Source organism: Paraburkholderia caledonica, from assembly GCF_000383275.1.
Classification (GTDB): Bacteria; Pseudomonadota; Gammaproteobacteria; order Burkholderiales; family Burkholderiaceae; genus Paraburkholderia; species Paraburkholderia caledonica.
Window position 1 is genome coordinate 1 of sequence record NZ_KB911045.1, and the last position, 18,985, is coordinate 18,985.

Here is an 18,985-nt window from a genome sequence, read left to right on the forward strand (position 1 = left end):
CGTGCAAAACGAGAGGCATCCTCTCAACTACTTCTTCCCGATTGGCTGTATTGCCCCACCGGCAGTACGGCAACCCGTCAAAGCCTGATGACCATAGCGAGTCGGTCCCACCCCTTCCCATCCCGAACAGGACCGTGAAACGACTCCACGCCGATGATAGTGCGGATTGCCCGTGTGAAAGTAGGTAATCGTCAGGCTCCCCAGCAGCATCAGAAACCCCACCCCACAAAAGGTGGGGTTTCTGCGTTTACGCAGCGGTAAATTCACACGACGGAGACCTTGGGCGGGCCGACCCCGGACAGCTTCGCCGCCGCAGTCGGAACCGCCGCGGCGTTTCCGCCGCCAGCGCATTACGTCGTGGTCCTTCCAGCCAAGCCGAGAATGACTTCCGGCAGCGCGCCCACTGCGCTATCCATTTGACGCATGTTAGCCAACAACGCCTCATCGCGCGCGATTACTTTCGGCAAATGCGTGCGCAAAAACTCGACCCACGTCCTCGTCTTCGCGTCGATGAACTTCCGCGACGGATACAGCGCATAAACGTTCATCTTCTGCAGCGTGTAGTCCGGCAATACCCGCACCAATGTGCCATCCCTCAATCCGGCGATGGCAGCGTAAAGCGGCACCATGCCAATTCCTATGCCTTCCTGGATGGCGACGATTAACGACTCCGCAATATTCACCTGCACAGGACCGTCGACTTCCATCATCTCGCTGCCGTTGGGGCCGTCGAGAACCCACTCGTGCGGCGCAAACGCTGGCGTATGCAGGATCAGGCACTCGTGATGTGCGAGATCGGCAGGTTGTTCGGGCGCACCGCGCGCTGCGAGATACGCCGGCGATGCGCAAAGTATGCTGAACGTCGTACCAAGCGGGAACGAGACAAGGTCGGAATCGGGTAGCGCAGAAGCGCCAATCACCGCGACATCCGCGCTGCCTTCGAAAAGATCCGGTATGCGCTGCGATAGTGTCAACTCCACGGTCACTTCGGGATAAAGCGCGCGATAGTGTGCGATCGCAGGCAGCACATAGTGTTGTCCGATACTCGCAAAGCTATGCATACGAAGCGGACCGCTCGGGCGCTCATGCGCGCCGCTGGCTTCTTCTTCGGCGGTATCGACGTCGGCAAGTATTTGCTGACATCGCTTCAGATAGCGCTCACCGGCGGTAGTCAGCGCGAGACGGCGCGTCGAACGGTTCAACAAGCGTGTACGCAGATGTGCCTCGAGTTCGGACACTGCTCGCGACATCGCGCCAGTCGTCGAATTGAAGGACTGCGCGGCAGCGGTAAAACTGCCGGCTTCCACTACGCGCGAGAACACCCGCATGTTTTGTAACGTATCCATCAAACCTTCTGTTTCATAGCTGAAGACGTATTGTCCGCCCGACTGATGAGCTCATTGTTGTTTGTTCTGGAAGGGACGTTCCGCGGCCGGCCTGTTAATGCCGGCATCACATGCTTCTAAAATCGGCGCCTTGCTTGCCGGTGTCCACATGAACCGGCGCTTTCTTCCGCGACAAGCCGAGGCGCATTGCCTTCCAATGAAACGCCAACATGCGATCAGCCCAACCTCAGATTCCATTGAAAAGTGGCACGCGTTATTGCGCGATTTGAGCCCAGGCGTTCGCAACTGGGTGAGTACGGACGGACTCGTCTGGCTGCACCTACTGAAGACGGTCACCGCAGGATTGCTGGCACTAGGCATAGCGATGGTGCTGGATTTGCCACAACCGCGTATTGCCATGAGCACCGTGTTCGTGCTCATGCAACCGTTCAGCGGGATGGTGCTCGCGAAGAGCTTCTATCGGATTGTCGGAACGGCGGTGGGCGCGATGGCAGCGCTGACGCTCGGCGCGTTGTTCGTCCAGCAGGCTGAGTTGCACATGCTCGGCATGACCATCTGGATCAGCGCGTGTATCGCAGCGGCAGTCCGGTATCGGCATTTCAGATGGTACGGCTTTGTTCTCGCGGGTTACACGGCGGCGCTGATCGGCATTCCGACCGTCGCGGCTCCGCACGATCTTTTCCTCGCGGCGCTCACGCGCGCAGCCGAAGTGACGGTTGGAATCGTATGCTCAAGCGCGGTAAGTGCGTTGATCGTGCCTCAGCGCTCGAGCCTTGCGTTACTGCGGGCACTGGAACTCCGGTACTGTAATTTTACTGCGTTCGCGGCCGACGTGCTTTCGCGCCAAGTCAGTCGCAGCGCGTTCGAGCGGCGTTTCGCGGCTCTCGTCGACGAAATCGTTGGCTTTGAAGCAACGCGCATCTTCGCCGCCTTTGAAGATCCGGCGATGCGTTTGCGCAGTCATCGCCTCGGCCGTCTGAACAGCGAGTTCATGGATGCCTGCGCGCGTCTGCATGCGCTGCATCAGTTGCTCAAGCGCTCTCACGCCGGCAAAGCGTCCGCAACAATGGCCACGATCGACCCGTGCCTTCGTGAACTGGCGGCACTGCTCACATTGCGGCGGGACGCATCTGTCGATGTATCGCATGTCAGCGCCCGACTACGCCAATTTCAGACGGCGCTTCCGCGGCATGTCCGGCAGATAAGAGGGCAGTTGCACGAGGCGTCGGCAGAATTGCTGGCGGATTTCGATACAGCAGCAGAACTGCTATACCGCTTTGTCGATGAATGCGCGAAGTACTCGGACACTTACAGCGCGCTTGCCCGGCGCGAAGATCGTCCACAAGAACGCAGCGCAAACCACTACGTCAGCATAACGAACGGTTATGTGGTTGCCTTCACGTTTATCCGCTCAGCTACGGTGATGGGCATCGCCGCCTGCTTCTGGATTGGGACGGGCTGGCCGAGCGGGGGCCTTGCTGTGATTGGCGCAGCGCTCGCTTGCGCGCTGACGTCGACCGCGCCGGACCCTACAAACATGGCTGTGCAGATGGGGCTTGGTTCCGCATTGGCGACCCTGGTTGGTTACGCATTCACCTGCTATGTGTACCCGAACATCGACGGCTTTCCACTTCTCTGCGTAATGCTTGCGCCCGTGTTGGCCACAGGTGCGTATCTGGCGACGCGGAAGCGGACAGCGGGGCTCGGCGTCGGCTTTTCGGTGTTCTTCTGTCTACTCGCTGCGCCGGATAACATCGTGGTCTTCGAACCTGACCTGCTCATCAACAACGGCGTTGCGCTCACAGCATCGATGTTTCTGGCCGCCATTGTCCTCGCCACGGTCTTTCCCGCCGATATGCGGTGGCTCATCGAACGAATCATAGGCGATCTGCGGGCGCAAGCTGTGCTCGCATGCAAAGACCAGCGGCCGGAACTCAACCAACGTTTTCAGTCGAGCACTCACGACCTCGCTTCGCAATTGCGTCTACTGCTGACGCGGCGGTCGCGGCGTCGCCGCCACGCATTGCGCTGGATGCTGGCGACGCTCGAAGTGGGCCACGCCGTAATCGATCTGCGCAACGAAGTGAGCCATGCCTATTATCTGCAACCGCTCGATCCGCGTTGGCGTCCGGCTGTCGAAGCCGTGCTCGATCGTCTCGCGCAGCTGTTCGAGCGGCCCGACGCGCGAACTTTGGACGGCGCCTTCGTAGCGGTTCGCTCGGCTATCTGGATCGCTCAGGACTTGTTGGCTGCGGTTCGCACAGATCCCGGCGAACGTCACGACGTGCAGCGCATTCTCAGTTGCCTTCATTTCATCCGCACAGCTTTGCTGGACAAAGATGCGCCTTTCGCATCGCGCTGACGAAAGTAGGCGTCTGCGTCACGCGCGATCTTTCCGCCGGATGGAAAGGTCACTTCTGGGCAGCCCCGTTTATTCGCACATACAGCGGCCATATAGTTTCATCGTTGTCACGCAGTAACCGTTAGTCCTGGAGAACGAAATGAAATTGAAGATTGTCCTGGCCGTGTGCTCTTTGTTTGCCGCTGTCGCTCATGCACAGACGCCGCAGGTCGCCCCGCAACAGCAGGCACCGCAGGCGATTGCCCAAAGCAACGATAGCGTTGCCCCGGCGAAGCCGGCTGTCGCGCCTGCGAACAACGCCGACGAGTGCGTCGGCCCTGTGAGCTTCTGCAACATTTACTTCGGCAGCTAATAGCATCGAGCGGCATTACGCCGCGTCCGAGAGCGTGTCGCGACGCATGGATGATGACGCCGCGGCCACCGCGACAAGTCGACCGCCGACCAAAGCGCACCGCAGACGCGCGCACCGGTAGAGCGATCGCTGACCATGGAGGGACCCGTTTCATGTACGAAGACCGGATTCGCTGCGATTCGCTGCGCAATAAAATTACATCCGCCGCCGACGCAGCACTCGCAATTAAGGACGGCATGCGCGTGGGCGCGAGCGGCTTCACGCGCGCGGGAGACGCCAAAGCAGTTCCGCTTGCATTGGCCGAGCGCGCTCGCCACGAAGACAAACCGCTGCGCATCACCTTAATGACGGGTGCGTCGCTCGGCCATGACGTGGACCGCATGCTCACCGAGGCTCATGTGCTGGCGCGCCGGTTGCCGTTCCAGGTCGACAAGACGCTGCGCGACGCAATCAACCGCGGCGAGGTCATGTTCGTCGACCAGCATCTCTCGGAGACGGTCGAAATGCTGCGCGCCAACCAGCTCGGCAAACTCGATGTCGCGATCATCGAGGCCGTGGCTATCACGGAAAGCGGCGGCATAGTGCCGACCACATCGGTGGGAAACTCGGCAAGTTTCGCGATACTCGCCGATAAGGTCATTGTTGAAATCAACCTGGCGCAGCCGCTCGCATTGGAGGGGCTGCACGACATCTGGATTCCAGGCCGCCGGCCGAATCGCGACCCGCTCCCGCTTGTTCATGCGCGCGATCGAATCGGCACGCCGGCGATCGAAATTCCAGCCGAAAAAATCGCGGCGATCGTTATAACCGACAAGCCGGATAGCCCTTCTACAGTGCTGCCCGCAGACACGGAGACGAATCTGATAGCGGGTCATCTGATCGAATTCTTCCGGCATGAAGTTGCGCACGGACGTATGCCGCGACGTTTGCCACCGCTGCAGGCGGGCATAGGCACGATCGCGAACGCTGTTTTGGCCGGCTTCGTGGATGCGCCTTTCGACGCGTTCGAAATTTACTCCGAGGTGCTGCAGGATTCCACTTTCGACCTGTTGGACGCCGGCAAGGTTACGTTCGCCTCGGGCGCGTCGATCACGTTATCTGCCGCGCGTCAGGCGCAGGTGTTCGGCGAGCTCGAACGTTACCGCAGCCGCCTCGTGTTGCGCCCACAAGAAGTGAGCAACCATCCTGAAGTGATTCGCCGGCTCGGACTGATCGCATTGAACACCGCACTCGAATTCGACATCTACGGCAACGTGAATTCAACGCATGTGGGCGGCACGCATATGATGAACGGCATCGGCGGATCGGGCGACTTCGCGCGCAATGCGTCGTGTGCGATCTTCGCGACCAAGTCGACGGCGAAGGGCGGTCGCGTTTCCAGCGTCGTGCCGATGGTTCCCCACTGCGACCACAACGAGCATGACGTGGACGTGGTCGTGACCGAACAGGGCTTAGCGGATCTGCGCGGTCTCGCCCCGCGCGAGCGCGCCACGCTCATTATTCAGAACTGCGTGCATCCGCAATATCGCGAGCTGCTTCGCGACTACTACCGGGATGCGTTGCGAGCCGGAGGTCAGACACCGCATCGGCTCGAAGAGGCTTTCGCATGGCATGCGCGGCTACGCGACACTGGGTCGATGTTGCCGGCAGCTCAGGCAGCTGCTTAAGCCAGGACAAAGCTGGCGTCGTGTACGTTGCCCCCGACGCCAGCTTTGTGCAACAAGCGCTACGTTAGCCGCCGCGCCGAACGAGGCGGATGATAAACAGCAGGATGACCGCGCCGATCACAGCAGTGATGATCGAGCCGATCCAGCCGCCACCCAGCGAAATGTGCAGCACGCCGGCGAGCCAACCGCCAATGAACGCGCCCACAATGCCGACGATGATGTCGACGATAAGGCCGAAGCCGCCGCCTTTGACGAGCACGCCGGCCAGCCAGCCAGCGATCGCGCCGATGACAAGCCAGGCAATGATGCCGTGTTCCATAATCGAGACTCCATGGTTGAATGTGGAAAATACGCGGTGACAAAGCTTAGTCGAAGCCGGTGGGGCAGTCCATATTCAGGATGCAGAATTAACATTGTCTGAAACTGTTGTAAGCCAGATGTAGACAACGCACGCGGGCAAAAGCGATTAGGAAATTTCGACGATCAACGCAGACCAATCGACAAAGTAATACGGAGTCCAAATATTGACGGCGGTCATCACGATAGACACACTATCCGCACGTTTCGTATTTGTCCGGGCATCGCAAGATCGTTACGCCTGCCTGGAAAGCCTGCCTGGAAAAATGGCCGGTTCGCTGAACCGCATTGGTTCTCCGCCGTTCTCTGCCGTTCATGTCGTCGAGGAATGTATGAAAACTAAAGCTCTTGGCATTATTGCGGGCGCGTTTATTGCCGCCGCCCCGTTCGCGTCCTTCGCCGCAGGTTTGCCTGCTACGTTTGAAGGAAGCAGTACCCTGCAGGCGGAAGGTGTCGTGACATCTGTCGACCGCGCAAAGCATTCCGTAACTGTGCGAGACGTGCAGGGCGGTGAGGCGTCGTTCGACATTACGGATAGCCGAGACCTGGCGCGAATCAGTCAAGGCGGCAAGGTACATATCCGTATGATGCGTACCGCTGTGATCAGGGTTACGCGCGGTGCGAACGGGGAAGGCGCAATCGCTGCTCCCGCTGCGTCACTCGGGCAGACCAACCCCGAACAGAACGTAAGCGCTCAAGTGCAGGCAATCGACCATGCTTCCGGCGTGATGGCGTTGAAAGACGCAAACGGCTCAGTCTTCCATCTTCAGGGCCGCGATCCGGCAAAGCTGGCGAACGTAACGCCGGGCATGCAAGTGTCGGTGGCGTTCGCGCCGCAAATCAATGTCGCGGTCGCCCCCGCGCAGTAACGAGCGTTTTCATGTGCCGGCGTGTTGCGTCGAGCGAACAACGCATGTGGTTTCGAACGCCGCTTCGAGCGGCACCTAGTCCGGCACGCCGGGCACAAGGCGCACACGGGTGATCTCCGAAGGTGCGCCAAGGCGCTTCGGCGGTCCCCAGTAACCGGTGCCGCGGCTCGTATATACCCACAATCCGTTCAGGCGTGCGAGGCCGGCGGTGAACGGTTGCTGAATCCGCACGAAGAAGTTCCATGGGAAGAACTGGCCGCCGTGCGTGTGACCCGACAGTTGCAGCGTGAAGCCCGCTGCAGCGGCTGCTTCGGCGGAGCGTGGCTGGTGCGCGAGCAGCACTTTGATCAGCACGTCGCCCGGTGCACCCGCGATCGCTGCCATCGGGTCACTGCGGTGCAGTGGATCATGATGGCCTGCCGAATAATCGGTTACGCCGGCAATGACGGCGCGCGCGCCGTCATGCTCGACGATCACGTGTTCGTTGAGTAGCACGTTGAGTCCGAGGCGCCGGAATTCGTCGATCCACGCGTTGGCTCCCGCGTAATACTCGTGATTGCCAGTAACGAGGAACGCGCCGTGACGTGCACTCAGGCGCGAGAGCGGCTGTGTGTGATGAGTCAGCTGTGGGACCGTGCCATCCACCACGTCGCCTGTCACGGCAATGAGGTCGGGCTTCAGATGATTCACCGCGTCGACGATAGCGTCCACATAGCGGCGCTTGATGGTCGGGCCCACGTGAATGTCGCTGATCTGAACAATCGTGAAGCCATCGAGGGCGGCTGGCAGATCTTCGATCGGCACGTCGATCGTCACGACGCGGGCGCGGCGGCGGGCATTGAAGAGGCCGACCAGCGTGGACAGTATTGCAAGCAACGGCACGGCTGCGGCGGTGCCGGTCCGCCAGCGAGCGAGGGCGATTGTGCCCGGCCAGATCGCGTCCACGGTCATCAGTGAGGCCAGCACCAGGTCGCGCGCAAATGTGAGAACCAGCAGCGAAGAGAAGAAGCCCATTGCCAGCAAGCCGACCCACGCGAGCCGGTCGCCAAGCGGCTGCTGTTTGATCGTGCGCGCAAGCATGCCGAGCGGAATGAGCAGGACCGACAGCACGAGCCACAAGCCTGCCAGCGTGCGGACGGTCATGCCTACTGGCATGTCCGGTATCAAACGGAAGCCGACGTAAATGTGCAGCAGGATGCCAATCAGGATCAGGCGTACAAGGAACGATGAGCGGCGCATAGAGAACGTGAGGGCGGGTAGGGGCCGGAAGGATGAAGCGCCGGCGCTGGCCAGTCACTGCGGCGATGCAACCGACTGGCTGGCTCATTCTACCGGCATGCGCAACGGCGTGCCGGCGCGTGAAATGCACAAGCGTCCGGGCGCAGTCGAGTGTTTCGCTGCAGCGCAGCGATAGCGGCAGGCAGGCCATGTGTCGACAAGGCATTTGCCTAAAGCCATCCACCATGAGCATGGCTCAGCACGCTGATAACCCTAATTAAATGGGCTTTGAATTAAGCGTGGGCGTGAACTATTCTGGAAGTGAGCCGGCTGGCGGAAAGAATCGCTGCAACGTCTATCGACACGACAGCGGTCGAATTCAGTCGGCGTTATCGCCACAAAGGCGAGGCAGGAGGCGATCATGAAGCTGCTCCGATCAGGCCATCGTTTTCACCACGGGGGGCCTGCGCGCCGTACTCATCACGTGGGATACGAGGGCAGTCATGTGATGCTGCCTCTCGTCGGCCTGTCGTTGATGGCGTTGGGTTTGTACCTCGGCGTGCGCAACATCGACTTCTCCGAGGTCGGCAAGAGCGCGCTATTCGGTGTCGTAATGCTGTGCGTCGCGCTCGGTATTGCGGGGCTGTTCGGGGTCGTCGGCGCCTGGCTGCGCTCCAATGGCGACGAAACTGTAGAAAATTTCTGCTTCGTCGGCGCGGTAATAGGCGTCGTCGTGTTTTACATCGCAATCTTCACCTGAAACGGCGTGCGTCAGACTATCCGCGCGGCCTCGGCAAAGCTCAAGCGGGGGCTGCGCGGAAACAGTTTCGACGCATCCCCGTAGCCGAGATTGACCAGGAAGTTCGACCGGATCGTCGTGCCGGCGAAGAACGTCTCGTCGACTTGGGTTGCGTCGAAGCCCGACATTGGGCCGGCGTCGAGACCAAGCGCGCGAGCGGCAAGGATCAGGTATCCGCCTTGTAGCGTCGAGTTGCGAAACGCCGTGTCGGCAATTGCCTTGTCGTTACCGGCAAACCAGCTGCGCGCATCGGCATGCGGGAAAAGCTTCGGCAGATGCTCATAAAATGCCATGTCCATCCCGACAATGACCGTTACCGGCGCCGCCATCGTCTTGTCCACGTTACCCGGGGACAACGCTGGCCGTAGCTTCTCCTTGGCACCCGGGCTCTTGACAAAGACGAACCGTCCTGGACTGCAATTGGCCGATGTCGGGCCGAGCAGCGTCAACTCGACGAGTTGCTCGAGCAATGCGTCATCAACGGGTTTCTGCTGCCAGGCACTGTACGTCCGGGCTTCCCGAAACAACTGGTCGAACGCCTGATCGGATAAATTCATCGTAATGGTCCAGTGAAGGTGGCGCCGCGATCGCAGCGCAATGAGAAGCGCCAATAGAGGCATCCGCCGGGTCCAATGAAACCGCAAGCCGCTAAAGCAGGCGGGTCGTCTTTGCCACCATAATAGTCAACGTTCCATTGCGCACGCTCCGCACTCGTTTCAAGCAACCATATGACGGACCTATTCGATGACCTTCCGACGCCCGACGTCGCCTGGTATCCCGACTGGCTCGCGCCCGATAGAGCCGAGCAGTGCCTTTCGCACCTTCTAGCCGAAGTCGAATGGCGGCAAGATACGATGGGTACGCCCGGCGGCCGCGTCGCGCTGCCGCGGCTAACCGCGTGGCAGGGCGATCCCGACGCGGTGTATGTCTATTCCGGCATACGCAATCTGCCGCAACCGTGGACGCCCACAGTCGCGGAACTAAAGACCGCTGCCGAAGCGGCCAGCAATGCGCGGTTCAATAGCGTTCTGCTCAATCGCTATCGCAGCGGCACCGACAGTATGGGATGGCATGCGGACCGCGAACGCGAGCTCGGGCCGCAGCCGGTGATCGCATCGGTCAGCCTGGGCGCGGCGCGCACATTCGACCTGCGGCATAACAAGACCGGAACCGTTCAGTCGTTTTCGCTGAAAAGCGGCAGCCTGCTGGTCATGAAGGGCGAGACGCAGGCCGAATGGCGGCATAGGGTGCCGAAAGAGCCGCGTGTAACAGGCGAGCGCATCAACCTTACCTTCCGATGGGTCACACCCCGCGAGGAAGCGAGCCGGTCATCGCGCGGATAAAGGCCTCATCGCAGATTTGACTTCCTGGACGCAGCAAAGCGCGTGTCACTCAGCAGGTAAGCACATAAAAACCACTGGCCGCTTTGCCGCCACTCCGATCCATGAACGGATTGGCGCCCCGCAGCTTTGCGCCCGCCATCTCCGCATAAGCCCGCGTCCTATATCAAAATTGATATTGCCGACGCGAATCATATGATTGGACTGTTAAGGCCCGGCACACTACGCTACATCACGATCCACGCATCGCGCAGGACTTAGGGCCGCGCGGATTCGACGGGGTCGCTTACACAACAACGATCAGGAGACAGTCATGGCGAATACACGACGCGCCGCATGTCGTGCGTTGGGCGCGCTCGCGCTGTGCGCGGGTTTCGGTACGCTGACGCTGGCAACGCCCGGCGCCTATGCGCAGGACAAACAGATCACGCTGGGTTTCGCCCAGGTCGGCGCCGAAAGCGCATGGCGGACCGCCAACACGGAATCGGTGAAGTCCGCTGCGGCCGACGCCAAAATCAAGCTCAAGTTCTCAGACGCGCAGCAGAAGCAGGAAAACCAGATCAAAGCGATCCGTTCGTATATTGCGCAGAAAGTCGACGTCATCGCTTTTTCGCCGGTCGTCGAATCGGGCTGGGAACCGGTGCTGCGCGAGGCTAAGGCCGCGAAGATTCCTGTGATTCTCACTGACCGCAACGTCGACGTCAAAGACACCTCGCTGTACGTGACGATGATCGGCTCTGACTTCCTTGAAGAGGGCCGGCGCGGCGGGAAATGGCTCGCCGATCACTATAAAGATGCGCAAGGTCCGGTCAACATCGCTGAATTGCAGGGAACTGTAGGTTCCGCGCCGGCGAACGACCGGCACGCTGGCCTCATCGAAGTGATCAAGAGCGATCCCAAGTTCAAGGTTATCGCGTCGCAAAGCGGCGACTTCACGTTGGCCGGCGGCAAGCAGGTCATGGAAGCATTTATTAAAACTTATGGAAATAAAATAAATGTAGTTTATGCGCATAACGACGATATGGCGCTCGGTGCCATCCAGGCAATGGAAGAGGCGGGCATGCATCCGGGCAAGGACGTCATCGTCGTTTCGTTCGATGCAACCAAGGGCGGCTTCCAGGCAATGGCCGCGGGCAAGATGAATGTCGACGTGGAATGCAGCCCGTTGCTCGGACCGCAACTGATGTCGGCGGTAAAGGATGTGGTGGCCGGCAAGCCTTTGCCGAAGCGCATCCTGACCGAAGAAACCGTCTTCCCGATGAGCGTTGCGGCGCAGACGTTGCCGACGCGAAAGTACTAGGAAAAGTAATTGGTCTTCCTCGCTATTTGCCTGTATGCCATAACGGTTAATCCAGCACTGGCAGTAGCAGAGGAAGCTGTAATCGAGCTTCAAAAGTTTCTCCAGCGGTGCCTGACCGTCCGATTGCTTGGGCAGCGGACGGTCTCTTTTCACCCGATGCTGGGACTTGCCGCAACGACGGCAACACAGGCACGACGCGCCAAGGCACCACGACACCAACGCACCGCCGCTCGAGCGAGGTCTATGACGCATCCCGCTTCCGAACCGAATCCGCCGGCCACGAGAACGACCCCCTCCGTTGCAGCTACCGTTGCAGTCGACGGCGACGTGGACCCCTGCGAGCCGATTCTTGCCACCACCGGTGTCAGCAAGACGTTCCCTGGCGTCAAGGCGCTCCAACGCGTCGATTTCCGATTATTCCCCGGTGAAGTTCACACGCTGATGGGGCAGAACGGAGCCGGCAAGTCCACCCTGATCAATGTGCTCACGGGCGTGATCGCACCCGACACGGGGACGATCAGGCTCGCGGGCGAAGTCGTGGCCTTCGCTTCGCCGCAGGAAGCCGAGGCGGCGGGCGTGCGCACGCTGTATCAGGAAGTGAATCTGTGCCCGAACCTGTCGGTCGCCGAAAACATTTTCGCCGGCCGGCAGCCGCGGCGGTTTGGCGCGATCGATTGGCCGGACATCAAACGCCGCGCGCAAGCTGCGCTCGCACGCCTCGATATCTCGCTCGACGTGACGCGCTCGCTGGACGCCTATCCCATCGCAGTGCAGCAGATGGTGGCGATTGCCAGAGCGCTTTCCGTCGATGCGCGCGTGCTCATACTCGACGAACCCACGTCGAGTCTCGACGACAGCGAAGTCGCACAGCTCTTCAAAATACTTCGGCATCTTAAGCAATCTGGAATTGCGATTCTGTTCGTCACGCACTTTATCGAGCAGACGTATGCCATTTCCGATCGCATTACGGTCATGCGCAACGGCGAGCGCGAGGGCGAATACCTCGCGCGGAATCTGTCGGCCGATCAACTGGTCGCGAAGATGGTCGGTCACGAGCGCATGAGCGAGCGCCTGCGCGAAGCCGCGCATGAAGCGTCCGCTCCGGGCGGAACGGAACGAGGCGAGCGGGCAGCGTCGGCGTTTATCGAATTGCGCGGCGTGGGCAAGCGCGGCACTTTGCAGCCGATCGACCTGAATGTCGAGCGCGGTCAGATACTCGGACTCGCCGGACTGCTCGGTTCAGGCCGCACCGAGACGGCGCGGCTGTTGTTCGGCGCGGATCGCGCCGATAGCGGCACGATGCTCGTGGACGGCAAACCCGTACGGCTGCGCTCGCCGCACGATGCGGTGCGTCACGGCATTGCGTATTGCGCGGAAGACCGCAAGAAAGAGGGCATCGTCGCGGACCTGTCGATTCGCGAGAACATCCTGCTGGCATTGCAGGCAAGACGTGGATGGTGGCGCAAAATCAGCCGTCAACGCGCGCGCGAACTGGCCGACTTGTGGATCGAACGGCTCGGCATCAAGGCCTCGGACGCTGAGCAGCCCATCGGGCTTCTGTCGGGTGGCAACCAGCAGAAAGCGCTGCTTGCGCGCTGGCTCGCCACCGATCCGAAACTCCTGATTCTCGACGAACCCACGCGCGGCATCGATGTCGCCGCGAAGTTCGACATCATGGACCGTCTGCTTGCGTTGTGCGCAAACGGTCTGAGCATTCTGTTCATCTCGTCCGAGATTAGCGAAGTGCTGCGCGTCAGTCATCGCGTGGCCGTCTTGCGCGACCGCCGCAAGATCGCTGAAGTCGAGGGTAAGGCGTCGAATGAAGACAATATCTACCGACTCATCGCGGGGAGCGGCGAATGAAGCTATCGAACTGGCTCGCGCGTGACGGCGTCGAGCGTCCGTTGATCTGGCCGTGCGTGACGCTGGCGTTGTTGTGCGCGTTGAACCTCTGGGTCAATCCGCATTTCCTGTCGCTGCGCATGCTCGACGGCCATCTGTTCGGCGCGCCGATCGACGTGTTGAATCGCGCCGCACCGCTCGTGCTGGTCGCGACCGGCATGACGCTCGTTATCGCGACGCGCGGCATCGACATTTCGGTGGGCGCGGTCGTCGCAATCGCCGGCGCCGCCGCGGCGACGATACTCGCGACGCAACCTGTGCCGACCGGCAACCTGATCGCGCAGGCGTTGCTTGCGGCGTTGATCGTCGGTGTGTTGAGCGGTATGTGGAACGGCTTGCTCGTGTCCTTTGTCGGCATGCAGCCGATCATTGCGACGTTGATTCTGATGGTCGCGGGCCGCGGCATCGCACAGTTGTTGACGGCCGGGCAGATCATTCCGATCGGCGCGCCCGGCTATCTGTTCGTCGGCGGCGGGTACTGGCTGGGTGTGCCGTGCTCGGTGTGGATCGCGACGATCGCCGTGCTGGCGACAGCGGCGCTCGTCGAGGGAACGGCGCTCGGGCTCTTTATCCGCGCGATCGGTGTGAATCCTGTTGCGACGCGCCTCGTCGGCTTGCGCTCGAAAGCGCTCGTCTTCGCGGTGTACGGCTTCTCCGGCCTGACCGCGGCGATGGCGGGCATCCTGATCAGTTCGAACGTGCGCAGCGCCGACGGCAACAACGCCGGCCTTCTGCTGGAACTCGACGCTATTCTCGCCGTCACGCTCGGCGGCACGTCGCTGCTCGGCGGCCGCTTCAGTTTCGCCGGCACGGTGCTCGGCGCACTGATCATCCAGACGCTGACCTACACGACGTATTCGATCGGTGTGCCGCCCGAAGCTACGTTGGTCGTGAAGGCAGCGGTAGTGCTCACGGTTAGCGTAATCCAGTCGCCGGCCGCGCGCGCACTCGCAATGTCGGTCGGCATGCAGATGATCAAGCAACGCGGGGTGGCACGATGAGACGATTTTTCTCTGCGTGGGCTCATATTGTCGATCCGCGCACATTGCCGATCGCGGTCACGATCCTGCTGTTCTGCGCGCTGTTCGGCTTTGGTTCCGTGATGTACACAGGCTTTTTCTCGTGGCAGGTACTGCTCGATCTGCTTGTCGACAACGCCTTTTTGCTGATCGTTGCGATCGGCATGACGTTCGTGATCGTGTCCGGCGGCATCGACCTGTCGGTGGGTTCCGTGGTTGCGCTCACCACCATCGTCGAAGCGGTATTGTCGGAACGCTATCACTTATCGGTGTGGGTGATCGTGCCGATCGTTCTGGTGATGGGCACCGTATTTGGCGCCGTGCAGGGCGCGCTGATTCATTTCTTTCGACTGCAGGCTTTTATCGTGACGCTCGCCGGCATGTTCTTCGCGCGCGGCTTGTGTTTCCTGATAACCACGCAGTCCATCACGATTACGGACCCGACCTTCCACGCCATCTCGGCATTCCGGCTCGACATCGGCATCGGCTCTGTGACGGCGAACGTGCTGATCGCATTCGTCGCGCTGCTCGGGGCGATCTATGTCGCTCACTTCACGCGTTTTGGACGCAACGTGTACGCGGTAGGCGGCAATGCGCGCTCCGCTTTGCTGATGGGGCTGCCGGTCGCGCATACGCGCATCGGCGTGTATGCGCTGAGCGGCTTCTGCTCGGCGCTCGGCGGCGCCGTGTTCACGTTTTACGTGTTGTCCGGCTACGGCCTGCAAGGGCAAGGGATGGAACTCGACGCCATCGCGGCAACCGTGATCGGCGGAACGCTGCTGACAGGCGGTGTCGGCTATGTGGTCGGTTCGCTGTTCGGCGTCGGCATTCTCGGCACGATTCAAACGTTGATTACGTTCGACGGCACACTCAGTTCCTGGTGGACCCGCATCGTGATCGGCGCGCTGCTTTGCGCTTTCTGTTTGCTGCAACGGCTGATCGAACGGCATGCAAAGTCGGTGCGGCGACCTGGCGGCACCGGCGCGGTCGTCACGTCGGGACGCGAGCGCGGGCAGACCGAGCCTTCAGGCGCATCGGATTCGCACGTTATAGGACGCGCGCCCGAGCAGGCGTGAGCAGGCATGAGCGGTGGCCGGCGGCGTGAGAGAGCCGCTGGCGTCGAACAGCAACCTCAGCGGCCCATCGAAACGCGCCACACCCGCCGCGTCCCTCACTCCCTCACTCCCTCAGCGCCTGGCCACGCGTTTCCGGCAGCGTAAGCGCGGCGAGAATCACAATCCCGTAAGCTGCCGCCGCGAATGCGCCGATCGCGTGTCCAAGCGTCATCGTCTGCGACACGTAGCCGATCAGGAATGGAAATGTCGCGCCGATAGCTCGACCGAAGTTGTAGCAGAACCCCTGGCCCGAACCGCGAATCCGCGTCGGAAACAACTCGGTCAAAAACGCGCCCATGCCCGAGAAAATGCCCGATGCGCAAAATCCGAGCGGGAAACCGAGCACGAGCATCGACAGATTATCCAGCGGAAGCTGCGTGTAAATCGACGCAATCGCGCATGAGGCGACAGCGAACGCGATGAACGCGCGCTTGCGGCCAATACGGTCGCTGACATAGGCGCCCGTCAGATAGCCGCAATATGATCCGACGATCACGACTCCGAGATAGCTGCCGGTGCCGATCACGCTCAAGTGCCGCTCGGTTTTCAGATACGTCGGCAGCCACGTGGTCACCGCGTAGTAGCCGCCTTGCACGCCGGTCGCGAGAATGGATGCACGCAGCGTCGTCCAGACAATATCGCCGCGGAAAATGTCGAGCATCGAAGGACGCGCCTGAGCCGCATCCTGAGCTTCTTTTTGCCGCCGATGCACCTCCGGCTCTTCGACGAAGCGGCGGATCCAGATCACGAACGGCGCCGGCGCAATGCCGATTGCGAACAGCACACGCCACGCGTAATCGGCGGGGACGAGCGAGAACACGGCCATGAAGAGCAACGTCGACACGCCCCAGCCGATCGCCCAACCAGCCTGCACGAGTCCCACCGCCTTGCCGCGGTCGCGCGCGCGGATCACTTCGCCGATCAGCACGGCGCCCGCGGTCCATTCGCCGCCGAAACCCAGCCCCATCAATCCGCGCGCCCACAGCAGTTGCGAGAAGTTCTGCGCAAGCGCGCAGGCCAGCGTAAAAATCGCGAACCACAGAATCGTGATCTGCAAGGTCTTCACGCGGCCGATGCGATCGGACAGCACGCCCGCCGCCCAGCCGCCGACCGCCGAACTCAGCAGCGTGACCGTGCCGATCAGTCCCGCATCGCCGCGCGTGATGCCCCACGTCGCGATCAGCGTCGGAATCACGAAGCTCAGGAATTGAGTATCCATTGCATCGAGCACGTAGCCGATCTTGCAACTCCAGAACGCGCGCTTCTCGGCAGCGGAGATCTGCCGATACCACGCAAATGGGCCTTTCGCCGCGACGGAGTCGTCGTAGCGCTCGGCGTCCGCGGTCAACTGCGCTTTGGTTTCCATGCTTGAACTCCGGTCGTCATGATGGGCCGCGTCTAGCGCGCGGCTTGCGGATGAAATGGCGCCGCGCTAGATGACGGCGAGCAAGGCGTTGGGAATGTCGGTGACGAGCATGTGTCCCGGTTTGTGCGCGATCGCGAACGGCAGGCGCGCGCTCTCTATGGCGGCTTGAGGTGTGACGCCGCATGCCCAGAACACCGGCAGTTCGTCGCTGCGTACTTCGACTGCATCTCCGAAATCGGGCCGGCTCAGATCGCGAATTCCGATCAGCGACGGGTCGCCGATATGCACGGGCGCGCCATGCACGGCGGGAAAGCGGCTCGTGATCTGAATCGCGCGGATTGCGTCGGCGGCTTTCAGTGGGCGCATCGAGACGACGCGGTTGCCGCCGAACACGCCTGCGGGCACATTGCGTTCGCGGGTGCGATACATCGGTACATTGACCTGCTGTTCGATATGACGCAGACCAATGCCTTCGCGGCGCAGCATTTCTTCGAATGAAAACGAGCAGCCGATTGCGAACACCACCAGGTCGTCGCGCCAGAGTTCGTTGAGGCTGTGCACTTCTTCGGCGCGCTCGCCGTGGCGATACACATAAAACGCAGGAACGTCGTTACGAATATCGAGGTCGGCGCCGAGCGACGGCACGCGCCACTGGCCCGTCTCGCCGATCCCCAGCAATGGGCACGCCTTTGGATTGAGCGTGCAGAAACGCAGAAAATCGGCGGCGTATTGCTGCGGAAGAATGGCGAGATTGGCTTGCGCGTAGTCGCCGCAAACGCCTGCAGTGGGGCCCGACAGACGGCCGCTGCGTATCTGCTGACGAAATTCGGATGGCGTGTAGGACATGAACGGCTCGCTTCGGATTTAACGGACTGATCTTCTGATGCGTTCCAGAGTAGTAACGTCAAAAATATCCATCCAGCGAGTTTTTCTTCCGTTCCGTTAAATTAAACTTAACGCCGGAAGTGCCGCTTTACGGCAATCATGCCGCCTGTTCATCCGCTCGATTGCGAGACCACATGCAATGAATACCCGCTTCGTCGAAACATTCCTGACGCTCGCCAGGCTCGGCAGTTTTCGTGCGACGGCGGCGGCGATGCACGCAACGCCCGCCGCGATTTCACTGCGTATCAAGACGCTGGAGTCGGAGCTCGGCGTCGAATTGATCGAACGCGATGCGCCCGAATTCAAGCTCACCGCAAATGGCGAGCGGCTGCTTGCTCACGCGCGCTCGGTGGTGCAGGCCACGCGTTCGCTGCAACTGGCCGCACAGGACGAAACGCAGTTGGCGACCCGGTTGCGCCTCGGCGTGATCGAGACGGTCGTGCATAGCTGGTTGCCCGACTACATTCGCATGCTGAACCTGGAGTACCACCGCATAGTCGTGGACCTGACTGTCGATTCGAGCGCCGTGCTCGGACCTCGCCTGCGCGCGGGCGAACTCGATCTCGTGATCCAGGTGGAAGAAGCGGGCGAGCGCGAGACATCGATCGTGTCGTCGCTGCTGGCCAGTTATCCGGTGCGCTGGATCGCGCGCAGCGACCTGATTCCCGCGAGCCGTGCAAAGCACGTCGGGGCGCTGCTGCGCAAACCGGTACTCACGTTCGGTCGCGGCACGGCGCCGCAAATCGCGGTGGAGACCATCGTGCACACGCTGGCCACGCGAGCAGGCGTACCGCTCGCCGATACGCAGGTGACTTGCATGCCGTCGGTCGCGGTCATCGTCAAACTATTGCGTGACGGCTTCGGCATTGCGGCTGTGCCCGCGCTTTTTGTCGAGCCGTATCTGACGAGCGGAGAGTTGGGGCAGTTGCAGGTGCGTCCACTGCCGCCGCCGATCAACGTGGCGATGTACTACCGCGACGACGCCGACGTCGGCGTGCTTGCAGCGGCACGCGTTGCGCGCAATGCGTGCGATGGGTATGCGAAAGCGATGGGGCGGCAGTTGATCGAGAAGCGCCCGTGAGGCGCGG

The 18,985-nt window shown here is 61.2% G+C and carries 17 protein-coding genes and 1 rRNA gene; 12 read left to right on the plus strand and 6 right to left on the minus strand.

The window, feature by feature from the left end:
- Nucleotides 1–83: 83 nt before the first annotated feature.
- Nucleotides 84–197: ribosomal RNA gene (rrf, locus tag H281_RS0127060) — 5S ribosomal RNA — on the plus strand.
- A 153-nt stretch (nucleotides 198–350) separates the two neighbouring features.
- Here the strand turns inward: rrf and H281_RS0127065 are convergent.
- Nucleotides 351–1,346: a LysR family transcriptional regulator gene (locus tag H281_RS0127065; RefSeq protein ID WP_020070274.1), complete on the minus strand. Its 996-nt coding sequence runs from the start codon at nucleotides 1,344–1,346 to the stop codon at nucleotides 351–353.
- Nucleotides 1,347–1,542: 196 nt separating this feature from the next.
- On the opposite strand from H281_RS0127065, the gene H281_RS0127075 reads away from it, so the two are divergent.
- From H281_RS0127075 to H281_RS0127085, 3 genes are all read left to right on the plus strand, one after another.
- The gene (locus tag H281_RS0127075; protein WP_027804982.1) at nucleotides 1,543–3,708 is read left to right on the plus strand and encodes an FUSC family protein; all 2,166 of its coding nucleotides are present in this window, start codon (nucleotides 1,543–1,545) and stop codon (nucleotides 3,706–3,708) included.
- Nucleotides 3,709–3,847: 139 nt separating this feature from the next.
- Nucleotides 3,848–4,060, plus strand: a complete 213-nt coding sequence (locus H281_RS0127080) for a hypothetical protein (protein WP_020070277.1) — start codon at nucleotides 3,848–3,850, stop codon at nucleotides 4,058–4,060.
- A gap of 152 nt (nucleotides 4,061–4,212) precedes the next feature.
- Nucleotides 4,213–5,727, plus strand: coding sequence for an acetyl-CoA hydrolase/transferase family protein (locus H281_RS0127085; RefSeq protein WP_020070278.1), 1,515 nt, complete (start codon nucleotides 4,213–4,215; stop codon nucleotides 5,725–5,727).
- 64 nt (nucleotides 5,728–5,791) lie between these two features.
- Here H281_RS0127085 and H281_RS0127090 read toward each other — a convergent pair whose 3' ends face one another.
- Nucleotides 5,792–6,046 carry a GlsB/YeaQ/YmgE family stress response membrane protein gene (locus H281_RS0127090; protein ID WP_020070279.1) on the minus strand — a complete coding sequence of 85 codons (255 nt, stop codon included), beginning with the start codon at nucleotides 6,044–6,046 and terminating at the stop codon, nucleotides 5,792–5,794.
- 370 nt (nucleotides 6,047–6,416) lie between these two features.
- Here H281_RS0127090 and H281_RS0127095 point away from each other — a divergent pair, with 370 nt between their 5' ends.
- Nucleotides 6,417–6,953 (plus strand): hypothetical protein, encoded by a 537-nt coding sequence (locus H281_RS0127095; protein ID WP_027804983.1) that lies wholly within the window; start codon nucleotides 6,417–6,419, stop codon nucleotides 6,951–6,953.
- 75 nt (nucleotides 6,954–7,028) lie between these two features.
- Here the strand turns inward: H281_RS0127095 and H281_RS0127100 are convergent, their stop codons facing one another.
- Nucleotides 7,029–8,192, minus strand: a complete 1,164-nt coding sequence (locus tag H281_RS0127100; RefSeq protein ID WP_020070281.1) for a metallophosphoesterase — start codon at nucleotides 8,190–8,192, stop codon at nucleotides 7,029–7,031.
- A 400-nt stretch (nucleotides 8,193–8,592) separates the two neighbouring features.
- Between H281_RS0127100 and H281_RS0127105 the strand changes: the two genes are divergently transcribed.
- Complete coding sequence (locus H281_RS0127105; RefSeq protein WP_027804984.1) at nucleotides 8,593–8,931, plus strand: hypothetical protein; 339 nt, start codon at nucleotides 8,593–8,595, stop codon at nucleotides 8,929–8,931.
- A gap of 11 nt (nucleotides 8,932–8,942) precedes the next feature.
- Here H281_RS0127105 and H281_RS0127110 read toward each other — a convergent pair whose 3' ends face one another.
- Nucleotides 8,943–9,527 (minus strand): malonic semialdehyde reductase, encoded by a 585-nt coding sequence (locus H281_RS0127110; protein WP_027804985.1) that lies wholly within the window; start codon nucleotides 9,525–9,527, stop codon nucleotides 8,943–8,945.
- A 171-nt stretch (nucleotides 9,528–9,698) separates the two neighbouring features.
- On the opposite strand from H281_RS0127110, the gene H281_RS0127115 reads away from it, so the two are divergent.
- The 5 genes from H281_RS0127115 to yjfF all read left to right on the plus strand — a co-directional run bounded on the left by H281_RS0127115 (nucleotide 9,699) and on the right by yjfF (nucleotide 15,607).
- Nucleotides 9,699–10,313: an alpha-ketoglutarate-dependent dioxygenase AlkB family protein gene (locus tag H281_RS0127115; protein WP_020070284.1), complete on the plus strand. Its 615-nt coding sequence runs from the start codon at nucleotides 9,699–9,701 to the stop codon at nucleotides 10,311–10,313.
- A gap of 310 nt (nucleotides 10,314–10,623) precedes the next feature.
- A complete protein-coding gene (locus H281_RS0127120; protein ID WP_020070285.1) occupies nucleotides 10,624–11,610 on the plus strand; it encodes an ABC transporter substrate-binding protein in 987 nt (328 codons plus the stop codon).
- A 243-nt stretch (nucleotides 11,611–11,853) separates the two neighbouring features.
- The gene (locus tag H281_RS0127125) at nucleotides 11,854–13,473 is read left to right on the plus strand and encodes a sugar ABC transporter ATP-binding protein (protein WP_020070286.1); all 1,620 of its coding nucleotides are present in this window, start codon (nucleotides 11,854–11,856) and stop codon (nucleotides 13,471–13,473) included.
- Nucleotides 13,470–14,513, plus strand: coding sequence for an ABC transporter permease (locus H281_RS0127130; protein ID WP_020070287.1), 1,044 nt, complete (start codon nucleotides 13,470–13,472; stop codon nucleotides 14,511–14,513). The genes H281_RS0127125 and H281_RS0127130 overlap by 4 nt, the downstream gene beginning before the upstream one ends.
- A complete protein-coding gene (gene yjfF, locus H281_RS0127135; RefSeq protein ID WP_020070288.1) occupies nucleotides 14,510–15,607 on the plus strand; it encodes a galactofuranose ABC transporter, permease protein YjfF in 1,098 nt (365 codons plus the stop codon). The genes H281_RS0127130 and yjfF overlap by 4 nt, the downstream gene beginning before the upstream one ends.
- Before the next feature lie 103 nt (nucleotides 15,608–15,710).
- Here the strand turns inward: yjfF and H281_RS0127140 are convergent, their stop codons facing one another.
- Nucleotides 15,711–17,012, minus strand: a complete 1,302-nt coding sequence (locus tag H281_RS0127140) for an MFS transporter (RefSeq protein WP_020070289.1) — start codon at nucleotides 17,010–17,012, stop codon at nucleotides 15,711–15,713.
- A 66-nt stretch (nucleotides 17,013–17,078) separates the two neighbouring features.
- Nucleotides 17,079–17,858, minus strand: a complete 780-nt coding sequence (locus tag H281_RS0127145) for a putative hydro-lyase (RefSeq protein WP_020070290.1) — start codon at nucleotides 17,856–17,858, stop codon at nucleotides 17,079–17,081.
- Nucleotides 17,859–18,036: 178 nt separating this feature from the next.
- On the opposite strand from H281_RS0127145, the gene H281_RS0127150 reads away from it, so the two are divergent.
- Nucleotides 18,037–18,978 carry a LysR family transcriptional regulator gene (locus H281_RS0127150; RefSeq protein ID WP_020070291.1) on the plus strand — a complete coding sequence of 314 codons (942 nt, stop codon included), beginning with the start codon at nucleotides 18,037–18,039 and terminating at the stop codon, nucleotides 18,976–18,978.
- Nucleotides 18,979–18,985: the final 7 nt, after the last annotated feature.